The sequence below is a fragment of the Amycolatopsis sp. NPDC043889 genome (genome assembly GCF_056435645.1).
On the sequence record NZ_JBWKEC010000008.1, the window covers coordinates 245,248 to 260,595 of the forward strand.

Annotated in this window: 25 protein-coding genes; 12 read left to right on the forward strand and 13 right to left on the reverse strand. The window is 65.9% G+C overall.

Going from position 1 to position 15,348, the window contains the following annotated elements:
* The first annotated feature begins 102 nt into the window (after positions 1-102).
* From AC0685_RS18445 to AC0685_RS18455, 3 genes are all read left to right on the forward strand, one after another.
* Positions 103-546, forward strand: a complete 444-nt coding sequence (locus AC0685_RS18445) for a hypothetical protein (RefSeq protein ID WP_478226622.1) — start codon at positions 103-105, stop codon at positions 544-546.
* A 118-nt stretch (positions 547-664) separates the two neighbouring features.
* Positions 665-1,117 carry a hypothetical protein gene (locus tag AC0685_RS18450; RefSeq protein ID WP_478226623.1) on the forward strand — a complete coding sequence of 151 codons (453 nt, stop codon included), beginning with the start codon at positions 665-667 and terminating at the stop codon, positions 1,115-1,117.
* A gap of 182 nt (positions 1,118-1,299) precedes the next feature.
* A complete protein-coding gene (locus AC0685_RS18455) occupies positions 1,300-1,548 on the forward strand; it encodes a hypothetical protein (RefSeq protein WP_478226624.1) in 249 nt (82 codons plus the stop codon).
* A gap of 76 nt (positions 1,549-1,624) precedes the next feature.
* Here AC0685_RS18455 and AC0685_RS18460 read toward each other — a convergent pair whose 3' ends face one another.
* On the reverse strand, positions 1,625-2,500 hold the full coding sequence (locus AC0685_RS18460; protein ID WP_478226625.1) for a hypothetical protein: 876 nt from the start codon (positions 2,498-2,500) through the stop codon (positions 1,625-1,627).
* A 162-nt stretch (positions 2,501-2,662) separates the two neighbouring features.
* Between AC0685_RS18460 and AC0685_RS18465 the strand changes: the two genes are divergently transcribed.
* From AC0685_RS18465 to AC0685_RS18500, 8 genes are all read left to right on the forward strand, one after another.
* A complete protein-coding gene (locus AC0685_RS18465) occupies positions 2,663-3,151 on the forward strand; it encodes a hypothetical protein (protein ID WP_478226626.1) in 489 nt (162 codons plus the stop codon).
* Positions 3,152-3,358: 207 nt separating this feature from the next.
* Complete coding sequence (locus AC0685_RS18470; RefSeq protein ID WP_478226627.1) at positions 3,359-3,670, forward strand: hypothetical protein; 312 nt, start codon at positions 3,359-3,361, stop codon at positions 3,668-3,670.
* 36 nt (positions 3,671-3,706) lie between these two features.
* Positions 3,707-4,315, forward strand: coding sequence for a hypothetical protein (locus tag AC0685_RS18475; RefSeq protein WP_478226628.1), 609 nt, complete (start codon positions 3,707-3,709; stop codon positions 4,313-4,315).
* Positions 4,316-4,468: 153 nt separating this feature from the next.
* Positions 4,469-4,981, forward strand: a complete 513-nt coding sequence (locus AC0685_RS18480) for a GNAT family N-acetyltransferase (protein WP_478226629.1) — start codon at positions 4,469-4,471, stop codon at positions 4,979-4,981.
* Positions 4,982-5,079: 98 nt separating this feature from the next.
* Positions 5,080-5,841 (forward strand): DddA-like double-stranded DNA deaminase toxin, encoded by a 762-nt coding sequence (locus tag AC0685_RS18485; RefSeq protein WP_478226630.1) that lies wholly within the window; start codon positions 5,080-5,082, stop codon positions 5,839-5,841.
* The gene (locus AC0685_RS18490; RefSeq protein ID WP_478226631.1) at positions 5,829-6,239 is read left to right on the forward strand and encodes an Imm1 family immunity protein; all 411 of its coding nucleotides are present in this window, start codon (positions 5,829-5,831) and stop codon (positions 6,237-6,239) included. The genes AC0685_RS18485 and AC0685_RS18490 overlap by 13 nt, the downstream gene beginning before the upstream one ends.
* An 87-nt stretch (positions 6,240-6,326) precedes the next feature.
* Positions 6,327-6,611 carry a PadR family transcriptional regulator gene (locus tag AC0685_RS18495; RefSeq protein WP_478226632.1) on the forward strand — a complete coding sequence of 95 codons (285 nt, stop codon included), beginning with the start codon at positions 6,327-6,329 and terminating at the stop codon, positions 6,609-6,611.
* Entirely contained in the window at positions 6,608-7,114 is a 507-nt protein-coding gene (locus tag AC0685_RS18500) for a hypothetical protein (RefSeq protein ID WP_478226633.1), read from the forward strand. The genes AC0685_RS18495 and AC0685_RS18500 overlap by 4 nt, the downstream gene beginning before the upstream one ends.
* Before the next feature lie 857 nt (positions 7,115-7,971).
* On the opposite strand, the gene AC0685_RS18505 is transcribed toward AC0685_RS18500, so the two are convergent.
* The 3 genes from AC0685_RS18505 to AC0685_RS18515 all read right to left on the reverse strand — a co-directional run bounded on the left by AC0685_RS18505 (position 7,972) and on the right by AC0685_RS18515 (position 9,961).
* Positions 7,972-8,691, reverse strand: a complete 720-nt coding sequence (locus AC0685_RS18505) for a GP88 family protein (RefSeq protein ID WP_478226634.1) — start codon at positions 8,689-8,691, stop codon at positions 7,972-7,974.
* A gap of 152 nt (positions 8,692-8,843) precedes the next feature.
* Positions 8,844-9,233, reverse strand: coding sequence for a helix-turn-helix domain-containing protein (locus tag AC0685_RS18510; RefSeq protein WP_478226635.1), 390 nt, complete (start codon positions 9,231-9,233; stop codon positions 8,844-8,846).
* Entirely contained in the window at positions 9,230-9,961 is a 732-nt protein-coding gene (locus AC0685_RS18515) for a hypothetical protein (protein ID WP_478226636.1), read from the reverse strand. Before AC0685_RS18515 ends, AC0685_RS18510 begins: the two co-directional genes overlap by 4 nt.
* 106 nt (positions 9,962-10,067) lie before the next feature.
* Between AC0685_RS18515 and AC0685_RS18520 the strand changes: the two genes are divergently transcribed.
* Complete coding sequence (locus AC0685_RS18520; RefSeq protein WP_478226637.1) at positions 10,068-10,232, forward strand: hypothetical protein; 165 nt, start codon at positions 10,068-10,070, stop codon at positions 10,230-10,232.
* Positions 10,233-10,236: 4 nt separating this feature from the next.
* On the opposite strand, the gene AC0685_RS18525 is transcribed toward AC0685_RS18520, so the two are convergent.
* From AC0685_RS18525 to AC0685_RS18565, 9 genes are read right to left on the reverse strand one after another with little or no spacing between them, the layout of a single operon-like run.
* A complete protein-coding gene (locus tag AC0685_RS18525) occupies positions 10,237-10,479 on the reverse strand; it encodes a hypothetical protein (RefSeq protein ID WP_478226638.1) in 243 nt (80 codons plus the stop codon).
* Complete coding sequence (locus AC0685_RS18530; RefSeq protein ID WP_478226639.1) at positions 10,476-11,009, reverse strand: hypothetical protein; 534 nt, start codon at positions 11,007-11,009, stop codon at positions 10,476-10,478. The genes AC0685_RS18525 and AC0685_RS18530 overlap by 4 nt, the downstream gene beginning before the upstream one ends.
* The gene (locus AC0685_RS18535) at positions 11,006-11,272 is read right to left on the reverse strand and encodes a hypothetical protein (RefSeq protein WP_478226640.1); all 267 of its coding nucleotides are present in this window, start codon (positions 11,270-11,272) and stop codon (positions 11,006-11,008) included. The genes AC0685_RS18530 and AC0685_RS18535 overlap by 4 nt, the downstream gene beginning before the upstream one ends.
* The gene (locus AC0685_RS18540; protein WP_478226641.1) at positions 11,272-11,595 is read right to left on the reverse strand and encodes a hypothetical protein; all 324 of its coding nucleotides are present in this window, start codon (positions 11,593-11,595) and stop codon (positions 11,272-11,274) included. Before AC0685_RS18540 ends, AC0685_RS18535 begins: the two co-directional genes overlap by 1 nt.
* Positions 11,592-12,560 carry a hypothetical protein gene (locus AC0685_RS18545; protein WP_478226642.1) on the reverse strand — a complete coding sequence of 323 codons (969 nt, stop codon included), beginning with the start codon at positions 12,558-12,560 and terminating at the stop codon, positions 11,592-11,594. Before AC0685_RS18545 ends, AC0685_RS18540 begins: the two co-directional genes overlap by 4 nt.
* Complete coding sequence (locus AC0685_RS18550; protein ID WP_478226643.1) at positions 12,557-13,600, reverse strand: hypothetical protein; 1,044 nt, start codon at positions 13,598-13,600, stop codon at positions 12,557-12,559. Before AC0685_RS18550 ends, AC0685_RS18545 begins: the two co-directional genes overlap by 4 nt.
* Positions 13,597-14,376 carry a hypothetical protein gene (locus AC0685_RS18555; protein ID WP_478226644.1) on the reverse strand — a complete coding sequence of 260 codons (780 nt, stop codon included), beginning with the start codon at positions 14,374-14,376 and terminating at the stop codon, positions 13,597-13,599. The genes AC0685_RS18550 and AC0685_RS18555 overlap by 4 nt, the downstream gene beginning before the upstream one ends.
* Positions 14,373-14,585 carry a hypothetical protein gene (locus tag AC0685_RS18560; protein WP_478226645.1) on the reverse strand — a complete coding sequence of 71 codons (213 nt, stop codon included), beginning with the start codon at positions 14,583-14,585 and terminating at the stop codon, positions 14,373-14,375. Before AC0685_RS18560 ends, AC0685_RS18555 begins: the two co-directional genes overlap by 4 nt.
* Positions 14,582-14,953, reverse strand: coding sequence for a hypothetical protein (locus AC0685_RS18565; RefSeq protein ID WP_478226646.1), 372 nt, complete (start codon positions 14,951-14,953; stop codon positions 14,582-14,584). The genes AC0685_RS18560 and AC0685_RS18565 overlap by 4 nt, the downstream gene beginning before the upstream one ends.
* Positions 14,954-15,348 lie beyond the last annotated feature (395 nt).

A 15,348-nucleotide genomic window follows, 5' to 3' on the forward strand; every position in this document is an offset into this window, starting at 1 on the left:
TTTCCCGGTGACGTCGCTTGTCTTGCTCGCGCGCAAGCGTCGAATGTTGTTGTCAACGGGGGGCACACAGGCCCACCACCTACACCACCAGGGAGAAACACCATGGCTACCAACACCAACACCACCAAGGCCACCACCACCAAGACCGCCCCCAAGGCGTCCCCCAAGCCCACCGCGCCCGCCCCTAAGGCGGCCACCGCACCGGCCCCCGTCGCCCCGGCGACCGAGACCACTGGCGCCCGTGGGAACGGTGACCTGTACAGCAAGCTGGCCTTGGGCGCTACCAAGGCCGAGGCGATGCCGTTGCCCACCAAGGGAAACCGTAAGCCGAACCCGCTGGCCGACCTGGTCCAGAAGAGCTACGACGAGAAGACCCCGTTCGGACTGGCCCCCATGGCGAACGACCAGAAGCTCGTGGACTCCGTCAAGGCCGCCGTTCGCCGGGCTGCCGGTAGCCGCGACCTCGGCGTGAACGTCAGCCAGCAGGTCCAGGAAGACGGGCAGGTCATCGTCTTCCTTCAGGGCAAGGACAAGACCGTCCGCTAGTAGCTCTGGTGGCCTCCCATCGGGGCCACCAGAACCGGTCCGGGGTGTGACCGCACGGCCACACCCCGGACCACCCCTCACCCGCTCACCAACCGAACAGGAACGGAAGTTTCGATCTATGGACGAGAACGAGCCCCAGAACGAGTTCACCTCTGGGTACCAGTCGCACGACAACGGCTTCATGATGTTCGCTGTTGAAACGGACGGCTACGGCAATATCCAGTTGTCCTCGCCCGACTCGAAAGTCATGTGCACCATCGAGTACGACGACGACAAGACGCTCGCCGAGAACGTCGCCGCGCTCGTCGCCATCGCTCCGAACGAAATGGCGAACACGTGGCGCCAGGTCCGACAGTTCAACGAGGACGGCACAACCGTCTGGCGGTACCGCACTAGTGACGCGGGCAAGTTCGGTCGCCACTATGCCGAGGTAGCGGCACACGGCCCGTTCTTCTGGCACGTCGGAGACGCGATCCAAGGCGGTCCCGCCAAGCACATGGGCCACGCGGGAACCCTGGAGCAAGCCCAAACCGACGCGCGGGCTGCCCTGGCCAAGGCCGACAGGGGCTAACCCCGAGCGTGGTCACGAATCCCCCACGGCACACCGTGGGGGATTCTCTTTGCGTTCATAGGAATCGCACGTTCGGTGACGTGGCCTACGGAACCCGATCGGAACCCGACATCGCTGGTCTGACCGCGCCCGGAGAGCTGATGCTGAGATCAGCAACGAAGACCCGGACAGGAGATCAAAACATGAACACTGGATTCGAGTGGTGGAACGACACCGAAGCCAACTACGGCACCGGCGTTTGGTACCTCATGGCGGAAAGCGACTACCTCGCCGAAAACTACTGGGCAAAGGTCATCGGCAGCGGCCCGTACACGTGGGAGGTCGGCATGGGCTTCCCCGAGGGCGTTGCCCTGGACAACGGTGTGACCGACACACTGGAGCTGGCCCAACAGCAGGCCGAGCAAGCATGGACCCGAGCAGTGGAACAGTAGCCTCCGTCCGTCAAATCCCCACGGCAAGCCGTGGGGGTTTTCCTTTGCTCGCCGAGGAAAACCGTGATCCGTCGGTCTATCTGAGTCCCATGTCTTCAACCCAGAACGCTCGCTTGTTCGCCGCGTTTGCGTCGCCCGGCGCACCGGCGGCAGCGATCGTCAGCACCGTGCCGCCTGATGCCGCGCCCGACTGTGCCGAACATCCAAGTTGATAGGTGCCATCGACGGGAACCGTGAAGATCGTCTCTACAACGATCGCCGGGTGCGTATAGACCTGGTTCACGATTCCCTGCGAACGGATCGCGGGATCGTTGATCGAGACCGTCGCCCCGGCAGCGCTAAGCCGTATGTTGGCAGTCCCGTTCGGTGGGTTGACCGCGCCAGTGGCGTACGTGTTGAACGTCCACACCGCCTTGTAGTAGCGGCTCGTGCGCATCCCAGGAATCGTCAGCGTCTCAAAGAGACTGTCCGTTTGGCCTGAGTTCGTGTCCTGCACGTTCCGCTTGATCAGGCCGAGGATTCCCTTGCCCGCTTCCAGTGCCCACCCGCCAGGGGTTCCCCACTGGAGAACCTGCTGCGTGTCCTGGAGAAGGACGCGCAGCCCGACGTGCGGATCGGGCGGGAGTGATGCCGCGTTCGGCACCGGCAGGACAGCGTCCCGCAGGGTTGGCGCACAGGCCCACAGGGTCGAGGCTGGCCACGCTCGCGCCGTCGTCCCCTCGCGTCCACGTACCACGGTCACGGTGCTCGAATCGCCCGTGTGCGCGGTCAGCCACACAATCTCGAAAGCCTTGTTCGCTGGATCCTGGAGCGTGATCGGCAGATACATCGTCGTGCTCAGACCCGATTGCAGGGAAGCGAAATCGGTCGACGTCAACGAGGTATCGGAGATCGCCGCCGCGCTGGTCAACTGGCCGAACGAGTAGTTCGTCGGGACCCGGAGCTCGTACACGACCACCCCTCGAAGTTGTTGTGCGAGAACGGGAAGCGGTCACCGCAAGGGCACTTGGCTGGAACCTGATTGGAATCCGCGGTCGCTGGTCTGCGCTCGACGAGAGAGCTGATCCTTGGATCAGCAACAACGGCCCGGACAGCCAAAGCAAAGGAACCGAACATGAATAACAGCAACGGAAACCACGACGCTCAGGACTACGGCGTGCCCGTCGAGGACGACAGCAACTGGGAAATCGACGTGCCCGACGAGAACGGCAACGACGTGTGGGTCTTGTCGACCGACTACGCGGAGCAGATCAGCGAGTACTACGCCGAGATCACCGGTGAGGGACCGTTCGCATGGCGGGTCAGCGAAGCCGCTCCCGGCGGTGACGACATCGCGTTCGGCGAGACCGGCACCGTGCACGAAGCTCAGCAAGACGCCGAAGCCGTCTGCGGGTACCTGGTCGAAGCCGCACACGCCATTCCCAACGTGTCCTGCGGCGGCGCCATCGATGGCGAGACGTGGGAAGTGTCCAGGTTCGGACGCGTGCTCGTGATCACCGAGACCGCCAAGGCGTGCGAAATCCAGGTGTGCCCCACCGACCAGCTCGCGCAGACCATGTTCGACAAGATCCTCGCGGCCTACCTCACAAGGTTCAGCCAGTAGCGCCACGTAACCGAACGCGAAGCCCTCCCGGCATAGCCGTGGGGGGTTTCGTGGTGTGCATCCTGTGATCGGCCCATCGGCCCATCGGCCCGCCTGCACTGGCGCCCAGGTGTCCCATCGCTTACCCTTCCGAACGCAAGTTCGACTGAAGCTTTCCCGCCCTGCTTCCCCCTCGGCGTGACGAGCACCACCGAGAGCGGTTAGAGCATGGGCACGCAGGGATGGGCGCACGACGCGCCTCAGCAGTTGAGGACCTCGGCATACTGGTACGTCTACCTGTTCGCGCAGGGTGACTGGCGACTAATCCAGCACGCGTGGGACCCGTGGGCCGACGACACCGACGTCGCTGGTTGGATGCGAGCCAACTGGGGGCCTCGCCCCTGGCCGGACGGTCGCTACCGCGTCGTCGTCACGGACGGTATGGACGAACTCGCCACGACCACTTTCGCCGACGTCGAGGTCGAACTGTCCGACCGGACGACGCCGCAGCAGCAGCCGAAGCGACTGGACAGGCGATAGGATTGCTCTTCGTCCATCGGAGCAGTGAGGTGCTACGTGAACTGGTGGCAGACGCCACTCATCAGCGCAGGTACGGCACTTGTCGTAACTCTTCTTGTGGAATATTCAGCAAAGCCTTGGCTTGAAGCGCGCAAGGATCGAATTCTTGGCGAGAAGCGCGCGCCGAGAGATTTTCGAATCTCGCTCCACAGGTTGAAAATTGCAGCACTCGCCGTTGGGGCCGCAGGTATAAATGACGAGTTCAACGGCAAGTTGCTTGATGAATTGACGGTCGATTTGGGCAAGGAACTCAGTTCTCTAACTGAACAGCATGCCCTGGTTATGACGACATTGCCTGCCGATGTCCGCATACCGATCCAATCCGCCATTCGGCAGATGTCGACGATTCGCATTAACCTGAGAATTATTACCAGCTCGCCGCATAAGTGGCCGGAAAGAGAAAAGGAAGTTCTTTCGCATTTCTATGATGCGCGCGCTGAGAGGTTCATCGAGTTAATTAGCGCAATTCAGGACCTATTGAACCTAAAGAGCAAGCTGTGGCGGCGCGCCAAACGTAATGCGAGGATCCAATTTAACGCGGCCATAATAGAGAACGAGCTGAGCGTTCCCACGGACGATGAGCTTGAAAAGCTACTCGGCAACTGAGTTCGGGAAATGTGGGGCGCCACGCGCAGCATCACCGGCGCGGTCTGGCTGCCCTCACCTCATCGTGATTCCGACCCCCTACCCCCAGGCCACGAGATAGATTTGCGAGGGCTGTCACTTGGCGGCCCAAGTACGAAGGGAGCTTCGCGACCCGTGCTGACGATCCGGCAGGCCAACCCGAGCGAACCCGAAGCGTGGTATGCCGACTTTCTCCAAGTCCTCGAAGCGGCTGAACAGCAGACCGATGGGTATGACTCCCCGGCAGCGGTCGCCGACGAGTTGGTACTGCTTGCGGTTGACGGCGACCATACGTTGGGCGTAGCAGTCGGCCATCCGACCGAAGGTTCCTTCTATCGCAGTTTCGGCAACCGCTTCGGCAAGTTCACCTCGCTGCCAGTCCCACAAGGCTGGCTCGATCTGATCGTCGTGACTCCTGCCGCTCGTCGACGTGGAGTTGGTCGTCAGCTCCTGCGGGAGTTCGCGGCCCGCATGTCGGCAGGAGGATGCACTCACGTCGCCCTGAAGGTGGATGAGTCGACGGCGCAGGACGTGCGGACTGCCTTCTTCGAGTCATGTGGCTTCTCGCTGATCGAGGAGGCCGACCATGATTTGCGCGGGGCGGAAATCGCGACCTTGCTGACGCAAGATGCTCGGTCGGGTAAGTAGGCCCGAGTGGTCCTGCTAGTCCCTTCTAGCTGCGCAAACGCTCCCGCGAGTCGATCTCCGAGGTAGCCTCCGGTCGGACGACGCTCTGGGGAGGGGCCGTGGGACCGGTTGAGGAGATCGCCGACGGGGTGCGGACGGCGCTCGCCAAGATGCAGGAGGCGACGGCGGCACTCAAGCGCGCTGGTCAAGCGCTTGAGGAAGCTGGCGGGAAGTGGTCGGAGGCCGCGTCCGGTACGTCGGACCCGGCGGTCGCTGGGCTGCCGGGCATGGTCGCCGAGGTCGGTGCCTCGTCGGAGACGGTCTCCGGCCTGATTGGCCGGTCGTCTGGCCTGGTCGACGGCTATCTCGCCCGGCTGGGAGTGCCGGCGGAGTCCACTTCGGCTGGCGCTTCTGGACAGTCGAGTCCTCCTGGTCCGGTCTCTTCGTCCAGTGATCAGGACGTGGATGAAGAAGAGGACGATGCCCTGGTCGAGCGGTTGCGGCGGGGGTTGCCGCCGCCGGTGACCGGCGGCCGTGGGGTGAAGACCCAGGGACAATGGTTCGCGCCTGGTAAAGACGCCACGGCCATCACGAGCGGGCTGGATGACCGCACGGAGCGGGTGGACGAGATCCTGAAGGAGTCGGGGTGCACGATGCGACCGGTGACGGCCGCCGCGGACGTCGAACTCAAGCTCGCGGCGGAGATGCGGGACAGCGGCATCACGGAGGCGTCGGTGGTGATCAACAATGAGCCTTGCACGGGAAAAACGAGCTGTGACGGCCTGCTGGGGATCGTGCTGCCGGAGGGCAGCAAACTAACGGTCCACGGGATCAATGGGTTCAAGAAGACTTACGAGGGAGGCAAGACGTGGCAGTGGTGAAAGCCTGGTACGACCCAGGTCAGCGGGAACCGTTCGACCTGGCCGACTCGACCCAGGTGGATGCTCTGCTGGATCGGATGCTGGTTGAGGCCACGGAGGCGCCGGTGGGCGTCATCGCCGAGCTGGCTTGGGAGGGCGAGGACCACAGGTCGATCCTCCAGTTCGGCGTGCGTACGAACCAGGTCGGGTTCGTCGGCTACATGGGCCGAGGCGAGGCGAGCGTGATCAGCACGTCGGGCGCGACGTCGCCGGAGCCGGTGGCCTATGACTACCAGTCACATGAGCGCGTGGTGCAGAGCAACGCGGAGATCTCCTGGTCGACGGTGCGCAGAGCGGTCCACGACTACGTGGCCTCGGGCGGCGCGCGCCCTGCTGGGGTGCACTGGCTGGAGCTCTAGCGACAGTTGTCGCGGCGTACGGCGTGTCGCCTGACTCGCTTCCGCGATATATGTCAGAATAGATCTATGCGTACGACACATGCACTGGTGCAGCTGGCCATTGCACTCATGGAGGCGCCAGATGAGAAGCACTGGGGATACCAGTTGTCGAAGGCGTCAGGGGTAGGCCCTGGGGCTATGTATCCCCGGCTGACCTCGATGCTCAACGAGGGCTGGCTGGAGGACGGTTGGCAAACCCAGGAAGAGGCGGCGGGGCGACCGGCGCGCAGATACTACAGGGTCACAAACAAGGGGAAGGTGGAACTGGGGGCACTGCTGGCTAAGGCTTCGCAGGACCAGAGGTTCCGCTCCTTCAACTTGGGGTTCGCGTGAACGAGGTCGCCGATCTTGTTGCCGGATATAGCGTTTGGGCCCTGGTGGGCGCGGCACTCCTCTTTGGTGCCACGCCGAGTCTGGTAGCTCACGTAATGGTGACGATCTACCCGCGAGAACATCCTCGACGCGCCGAGCTGCTGGCCGAGCTCAACGAGGTCCCTTATCGGGAGCGTCTTCTATGGGTGGCCAGTCAAGCCATTGCAGTAATTTTCGAAGGGATTCCTGTTCGGGTCGCGAAGATTCGAGCAGATCGAGCCAAGAAAAAGATTGATCCCGACGTCGACAGAAGCAGCTTGCCACGCTTCGAATATTCAACGGGCTCAGGAAAGGCCGAGTCGGCAATTCAGGCCATGCTTCAGGAGTACTACGCTCCGGATCGCGTCTTGCCTACGAGTGATCCCAGGCGGGTTGACGTGATCGTTCTAGGGGAAGACCGCTCGTCGCTCGTGGTTGAGCTCAAGAATTGGCGACTTAGCGAACCCGGCGATCGGAGCCACTAAATGCGTGCCGATGTTCTGATTGGTGCTGGGCTTGTAGCCCTACTGGCCCTTGCGGCAGCCTTCATGGCTTACTCGAAGTTCATGGCGCAGCTACTAGTGGCGGTCTACCCGCGCAAGCATCCGCGTCGTCGCGAACTATTGGCGGAGCTGACCGAGGTTCCCAACAGGGAACGCTTTGCATGGGTGGCTGGCGAGGCAGTGGCCGTACTATTCGAAGGAATACCTGCTCGCGTTAAAGACCTTCGAGCTAAGCGTCGCAATCGGACAGTGTTGGCGTACACCCCAATAGACAAGAGTCAGAATCGGGGTGCTGGACCTCCCCCAACCGGGCCGATCAGTGAAGAAGAGAGAGAGCTGCTGGAAGGTCTAGCAAGAGCGAGCACTCCGCTTCGAAAACCTATGTACCACGCAGAGAATCCTGAAGACAGGCCACCATATACGATTGACATAAGCACGTAGAAGCACGCCAATGCGAGTTCAACTGGTCCGGGAACGATTCCATCCACCGGGGCTTGTGAACGCTGTGTGCCGATCGTGACATCGCTTGCAGAGTGGCCGGAGTCGATGCCAGGCGTCAGGGTCGGCTACTTCGCGGGCGACGAGGGACCGTCGGGCTTCGGGGTAGTGGTCGGCCACTGTGGCCGGTTGCCGGCAGAGGGTGCAGAGTCGATGTTCGCGGAGGTAGGCGGCGCGGTTCTTCTGCCAGTCTCGTCCGTAGCCGCGTTCGGCGGCGGTGCCTCGGGCCCGGTCGGTGTCGCGGCGTTGTTCTCGGCGACAGTTCGGGCACGGCCCGGCGGGGATAGTGCGTCGGCAGGTCGGGCAGACGCGCCCGGACTGGTTCGGCATCTCGTCGCCGGTCAGACGCTTGGCGCGGGCCGTGGTCGACGGTGCGCGCGGTCGGCGTCGGTGTCGGCCTGCCAGTCGCTCCAGCGGCGTCCGTTTTGGAGGCGGGTGAAGCGCGGGATGTGGTTCGCGGGGATGCCGACGGGCGCGGGGCCGAGGACGGCGAGTAGGTCGGATTCGGCTTGGGAGTGCCATCCGGCGTCCTGAATGGCCTGTTCGTCGGCGAAGACGTCGGCGACCCTGTCCCGCTCGGGGTCGAGGTCGGCGTCTTGGGTGCCGCCGTAGGAGTAGACCCAGCGGAAGTTCTGCGGCGGGTCGGGTTCGACGTGTTGGCGGAAGAGGGCGACTTCTTTGGTGTAGCAGTAGAAGCCGGTCTCGGGCCGGGATCGTGCGATGTCGAGCCAGGCCAGGAGGTAGGCCGCGCTGTGGAAGTCTCCGGAGTCGTGGATGCGGATCCAGGCGCCGGTGAACTTGGGGTGGTCGAGTTCGGCGAGCATGTCGGCTTTCCAGCCGTCGAGGTCGTCGAGGGTGGCGCGGAGGTTGGCTTCGTGCCGGGCGAGGACGGCGGGGATGCGGTAGGTGCCGTTTCGGGCGTAGCAGGTTTTCGCGCAGATTCCGGCACTGGGGCAGGCGTTGTAGGTGCGTCCGTCTTCGAAGCGTCCGGCCCAGGCGGGCAGGCTCCAGTTCCAGATGCCGTGCTGCTTGAGCCGGTTGTTCTGCCGGAGCAGGGGCATGACACCCCCGCGCGCGTTCGGCGTTGGCCGCTGACGCGGCGCGGGAGGGTGTCGTGGCCCGGATGCTAGCCGTGGTGTTCAGGGCTGCGGGCAGAGTGGTGCTTGCTGCGCAGAGTAGTACAGTCGCGCGCCGTCGCGCCACTGGGGGGCGGTCATGAATCCCTTGTCATATTAGGGTTTACGGCCGTGTTGGCGCGTCGGCGTCGTCGCCCGGCGTGGTAGTCGAGCACGTCGGCGACGCGGTAGCGAAGCCCGTCTGAGGTGTCCTGTGTGGCCAGTCCTCGGCGCCGCCATTGCCGGATGGTGCTGGGCTGGACGTTGCACATGTCAGCGACTTCCTTGGCGTCGAGGAGGTCGTCTGGGCCGAACGACAGTGGTTTCGGGACGACCCAGGTCTGTCCGAGGTCGCGGCACCGGGCGTCGAGGTCCACGCAGGTGTCCGGCGCGGCGATCATGAGCGCTTCGCGGTAGGTGCGGGCGATGCGGCGTGCCCGGTCGAGCGGGGTGTCTCCGGGCCAGGGCCACGGGTCGCGCCGGTTCACGCGACGGCCCCGTGCTGGGCGGCGAGCAAGGTGCATTGCCGCTGGTATTCGTCCCAGGTGAAGGTGTTCCGGCAGACGCCGCAGGTGACGGTGGCGGACCCGTCGGGGCACTGGAGCGCGACACGCTCGCAGCGCGGGCACGGGGCCGGGAGGTGGTTGATGAGTCGTTTGTGGCCGGTGACGGCTTCGACGCGGTGATGGAGGTCGAGGAGGATGTCCGCGCTGTCGAGGCCGTCCCGGTCAAGGGTGGTCCAGTCGCCGTCGTCGGTCCAGCCGGTGTGGACGACGCCGCGCAGGGCGAGCAGGACGCTGACCGAGTTTTCCAGGAGCCGGGCGGCTCGCTCGAGTACCGGGCCTGGTCGGCTGTCGCGGGCGGCTTGGGTGTCCCAGCAGACGCCGAGGACGTCGGCGGTGGACTCGGCCCAGCACTGCGCTTCGTGCACCAGCTCGGCCTGGAGGGCGGCGACGGTGAGCGACAGCGGCACGGGCAGGTCACGGGTTCCGCTGACGAGCTGCCGGAGCCCGTCCCGTGTTCCGCCGAGGACGGCTTCGAGGTCGAGGTAGTCCTTGGGCATGTCCACGATGGCCTGGTGGAGGCGGCGGGTGCAGGCGTCGCAGAGTCCTTCGGCCGGGTTGATCGGCGCGCCGCGCTTGATCGAGGGATGGTCGGGGTCGGTTTCGCGGTGGGCGCATCGTGCCCCGCGGTAGCAGCGGTGAAGGTCGGTCATGGTGGATCTCCTGGGTCATCGGCCTTTGTGGCCGGTCATGGTGTCGGCGCAGGCGTAACAGCACGTCCGGGTGGGGCGACGTCAGCTGGGAAGGAGGTCGAACGGCATGGACGGCATTCGGGAGCGGCAGGCTCGGCGACGTCGCTTGGAGCGGTTGTTGCTGGCGTGGCGTGCGGACGTGGAGTCCGTGCCGCTGCCGGCGGTCGACGCGGCCCGTGTGGACGAGGTGGTCCGTTGGCTACGTGCTGCCGACCGTCCGAAGGCCGGATAGGACTTCACGAACGTTCCTTGCGTTCGCAGGCGGCGAGCAGCGCGAGCGCGAGTTCGCGGGCGTGGCGGGTGTTGAGCGCGAGCATCGTGGGTTCGCAGCCGATCCCGATACGCGGGGGAACGTCGCCCTGGCGCGGGAGCCAGAGCACGTCGAGCGGTCCGGCGATGTTCCAGGCGGCGGCACCCGCACCGTGGAAGTCGGTGTCGGTGGGCTCGGGCAGCTCGTCGCTGGAGACGATCATGGTCACGGGTGGAAGCCTTCCTCGGCAGGGTGCGCGGCTGTGTGTCCGGCGGCGCGCAGCAGCGGGAGCAGGTCGGCGAGCATCGTCCGGACGGGAACGTTCAGGTGTGACTCGGGAACGGTGAGCACGTCAGGATTCCTGGCGGCTTCGGCGAGCGCCAGGAGGTCACCCGCGGTCGTCCAGGTCCACCATCGGCTGGGGTCGGCCGCGCCGTTGCGGCGCTGGACGACGACGGCGAGATCGGCGCCGCTGGCGACGGCCTGCTCCGCTGTCGCAGCGAGAACGCGCAGGACACGGGTGTCGGTGAAGTCTTCGACGGAGGTCTTGACCTGCCAGCAGATTCCGGGAGTCCCGTCGATATCGCCTCGGTCACGGGAGTGGTGTTCGCCGGATCTCCAGCCGGTGCGGACGGTGCGCTGCGCGTCGGGCCAGCCGTGTTCGCGCAGATAGCGGGCGACGGCCTGTTCGGCGTCTTTGCCCTTGCGGTTGGCGGCGCGGCCGATGTCCGCGCGGCTACGGCGATCCAGGGTGCTCATGCGGGTCCCCATTCCTGGTCGGCGGCGAGGTCTGCGCGCTGTTCGGCCTGCTGGAGTTCGGCCCAGGTGCGGTCGGTCCGTTCGGAGTGGGCGTGGACGGCCGGTTCGCTGGTGGGCGAGGCGACGGTGAGGTAGATCCGCCCGAGCTGGGAGGAACCTCGGTTGTCGTAGAACCGGCTGGTCTCCTGGACGTCGAACACGGTCTTGAGGCGGTCGAGGGCGGCGGCGACCTCGGGTTTTGTGCCTTCGGCTCGGATGCGCATCAGCCCGCCTCCGGGCCGGTGTCCTGTGTGGCCAGCCCGATGGCGAAGCCGGGGATGCCGAGTCCGAAGTCCGGGTCGGCGGAGGCGGGGCGCAGCGGTGCGCGCAGTTCGGCTTCGTCGACCGAGACGCATGGCCGGTCCGGGAGGAGTCCGGCGGGGGCACCGATCCAGCGGAACTGTTCGCCGCACTGGCCACAGTGGACGAGGACTTCGGCGGTGTAGGCGAGGGCGGGGCCGTCGTCGGTGGCGGTGAGCCGGTGGACGTTGACGTCGGCGATGAACGCGTTGTGCGGGCAGGGACGGTTGAGGTCGAGGGTGGTCATGATGGCTCCTGGTCGGTGGCCCAGCCCATGGTCTGGTTGAGCAGTTGCCGTCCGCGCTGGGCGCGGTTCTCGGCGTCGGGGTCGTGGTTGCACAGGGCGGTGCCCCGGTACCCCTGGTCGTCGCACATCGGGCAGTCAGCGATGGCGCGGCGTTTGTCGGCGGTGGTGGCGCGCAGTTCGGCGCGGCGGGTTTCGACCCGGTGTTCGTGGTCGGCTTGCTCGGCGTGGTGGCGGGCGCGGGCGCAGGCTCCGCAGCGGGGCGGGTTGTCGTCGTGCTCGTGCTCGACGCACCGCGCGCCGCGAGAGGACGGCGGCGGCGTGCGGGTGCGATTCAGTGAGGGCTCACGGCCTCGCGCGTGTTGGACGGAGTCGACAGACACACCCCCTCCGAAGGAGGGTGTGTCTGTCTCCGTTCCCTTCTCCGTTTCCTTTCCTGACGTGAGTGCTCCGTGAGTACGGCGTGACGGCTCACTGAATCGGCCATTGTGGCCGTGACCTGGGGAATCACCGAAATCTGTTCCTGGAGTGGTTGGTGAGGGCTCAGTGAGTGCCCCAGGAGGATTCTGGTCTCGCCAGCATCGTGCGCAGTGCCGGTTTTCTCCCGGTTCGGGCACCCGGACGGTGCCGGGCGGCGGGGCCGGGAAGAGGGTCTTGCCGGGCCGGTTCACGCTCTGGTGGAAGTGCCAGGACGTCACCGCGAGCAGGCGTTGATCGTCGCGGCGGTAGCGCACGATCCGCTTGTGCTTGGCCAGCTCGGCGAGGTCGTCTTCGACGTCCTGAAAGGACAGCTCGTCCAGCGGCCACACAGCGGCCTTGATAAGCCGGGTGTTGTCCTTCCCGCGCCCGTGGTCGTCGCAGTAGGTCCACAGCCCGATCCAGGTCAGCCGCGCCCGGAACGACAGCGGCGTGACGTCGTCGCTGCTGAAGAATCCGGGCTTGATGCTGCGGATGCGCGCCACGCTCACGCCTCCAGTTCGGCGAGGACCGCTTCGAGGGTCCGTGCGGGGTCTTCGCTGTCCAGGACGTGGGCGAGGATGTCGATCGCCTGGGACGCCTCGTGTTTCGTCATCTCGTTGGAAGAGCCGAGCTTTCGCCGGACGAGGATGCTGACAGTCGTGAGCTTGTCGGCCCGGTCGGTCACCTGGAGGTCGCCGAGCTGGGCGTGGAGCTTGTCCAGCTGGGTCCGCGAGACCGTCTCGGTGTCGTCGTCCTCGTCGGTCTCGCCGTCGTCGCCGGGGAGCGGCGGCGGAGTTGCCGGCGGATCAGGTGGCGTCTCCTCGTCGTTCCCACGGGCGTTCGCAGGCGGAGCGGGAGGGCTGGGTGGTTCCTCGGCGGGGGCGGCCTTTTTCGGCCCTGTACGGCGTCGTGCGGTGCGTTTCGGGGGCGTGGGGGCCTCGGGGGTGGCGGGGCTGGGCGGGCCGGTCTGGGGGGCGCTGGTGGTGTCCGGGTAGTCGCCGTCCTCCAGTTCCTCGACGGTGAGGGCGATCCCGCCTACGACGTCGGCGAACTTGCGCCTACACAGCCGGGTGGTCGCCCGTGCGTACAGCTTGTCCTCGGGATAGCCGCCGAGGTCGATTTTCGCCCGGCGGGCCTGGTCGGCGGTGAAGGTGACGCGGGTCCAGACTTCCTCGTTGCTGCGGCGGCCTTCCAGGATGACGCGGGTGTCGTTGACCTCGACGTCGCGGAGATGGTGCCCGGCGGCCAGGACCATGCCTCGCATGATTTCCGCGCTCTTGCCGGGTTTTCCCTTGACGATGTGGATGTGCTGGAGGCTGGTCAGGGGGCCGAGACCCATCTCCCTGCCGGTGAGGATCGCGGCGGTGACGGCGGCCGGGTTCCCGCGATAGGAGTCGGGAACGAACGGGGTGTCGGCGATCTGACTGGCCAATCTGGCCACGTCCCGCACGACCAGCACCCATTGATCGATCTCGGTGGGTGCGTGGAAGTCGGGGCGGGCGGTGATCTCGGTGCCGGTGGGTTCGTGTCGTTGAAGTTCTCCGCTCACGCGGTCACCTCCAGCGCGGGCGGGAGCAGTGCCTCGCCCACGTAGTCGCGGGACCTTTCGCACGCTCGGGAAACCTCGCGGATGTAGCGGAATTCCCTCAGCTGCTCCGGTCCGGCCTGCATCGGGTAGAGGTCGAATCCGTCCGCGCGGACGTGGATGACGGCGCACCCGTCGACCTCGATCATGGGCTGTTCCTCGCCCTGGTCGTCTACGTAGGCGTCGGCGTACCGGTATGCCGCGAGCTGCCAGGCGGTTTCGCCGAAGACACCGGACCGTGAGGTCTTGATGTCGCACAGCAGGCGTTGACCGAGCGTCGGGAAGTCCGCGATCAGGTCGCCGGTTCCTGCCCACCCGTAGGAATGAGAGACCACGACGAACTCAGTGAGGACGGGTTCGACGCGGTAGCGGTCCAGGAAGTCCACATAGGCTTCAACATGCCCGGCTAGCTGCTCGGGGACCTCGACTTCGTGGCCGGACACCAGCTGCTCGGCGAGACCGTGGACCTCGGTCCCGCGTTTCGCGGCGGCGTCCCGGTCAGTGAACCGCGCGCGGGACAGCTCTTTCAACCGCGCGGTCGGCGGGAGTTCGGCGAGCCGATCCCAATGATCGATCGCGTAGTCCGCGGTCGTGTTCGCCGCCCAGCCGATCAGCGCGGGCTTGGGGACACCGCCGGACAGGATCGTCGTGACACCAGGGACTTTCGCGCCGTTGGCGTCGACGTAGCTGTGTCCCTTGCCGTAGTTGCGCCGCCGGATCGGCGGGGTGAAGTCGTTCACGCGGCGGTCCCGTGCCTCCCGGTCCAGCGCGCGCGGGCGCGGACGATGCCGGGAGCACAGAAGATCCGGTCACCGTGATCGACGTATCGGCCGGGCGAGAACGACAAGACCGGGAATCCGCACCATTCGCAGGTGATCGAAGGCGGTGTCCGGTACGCCCGGCCATCGTGGACGGTTCCAGCCTGCTTGGACGGTTGGGGGGTGCTCATCGTCGGCTGTCCGGATCGTTGTCGGACACGGAGTCCCCGCCGGGGTCCGCCGTGGCGGGGCGTAGCGCGTCGATGGCTTCCTCGAGTTCGAGCGGGAGTTCGACCTTGCCGGTTCGACGCTCGTGCTGCCGCCGAAGCAACCGGTGCAGGGTCGCGGCGTCCGCCGTGGTCCCGGTGAACGCCTCGGCGGCCAGGATCTCGGCCGTGGGCACGACGTCACCGGTCCGGGCGTTGGTGCGGATCTCCTTGGTCCGGACAAGCAGGACGGCCACGTGGACGTCGTCAGGACGGTCGGTCAACGCCGAAGCGATGGCCGCCATGCCGTTCCGGTCATCGGCGGGGAGCGCGGGCGAAAGTTTCACGGACACGGCAGTTCCTTCACGGGAGTGCGGGGTACGCGGGTCATGCAGAGAGGGCGTTGCGGAGCTGCTTGAGGCGGCGCTCAGCGCTCTGGGCGCGGGCCTTCCACTCGTCGCGCTCGGCGGTGACGGCGTCCAGCTGTTCCAGCCGCTTGAGCAGGTCGGTCAGCGGCAGGTCGAGGGCGCCCGCCTTGTCCTGCGTAGCTCGGGTCCGGCGCGGGCCGTTGTGTTTGCCCAGGTGCGGCCGGATGCTGTTGACGTTCGCGCTGGTGTAGTCGCAATGGGCGCAGCCGTAGACGACGGTCCCGTTCGCGAGGGTGAGGACGCGGGTCTGGCGCAGGTAGATCGGATTCCCGGAACGGTCGCGGAACGGTCGCGGAACGGGGCGGTACTCGGCTGGTCGT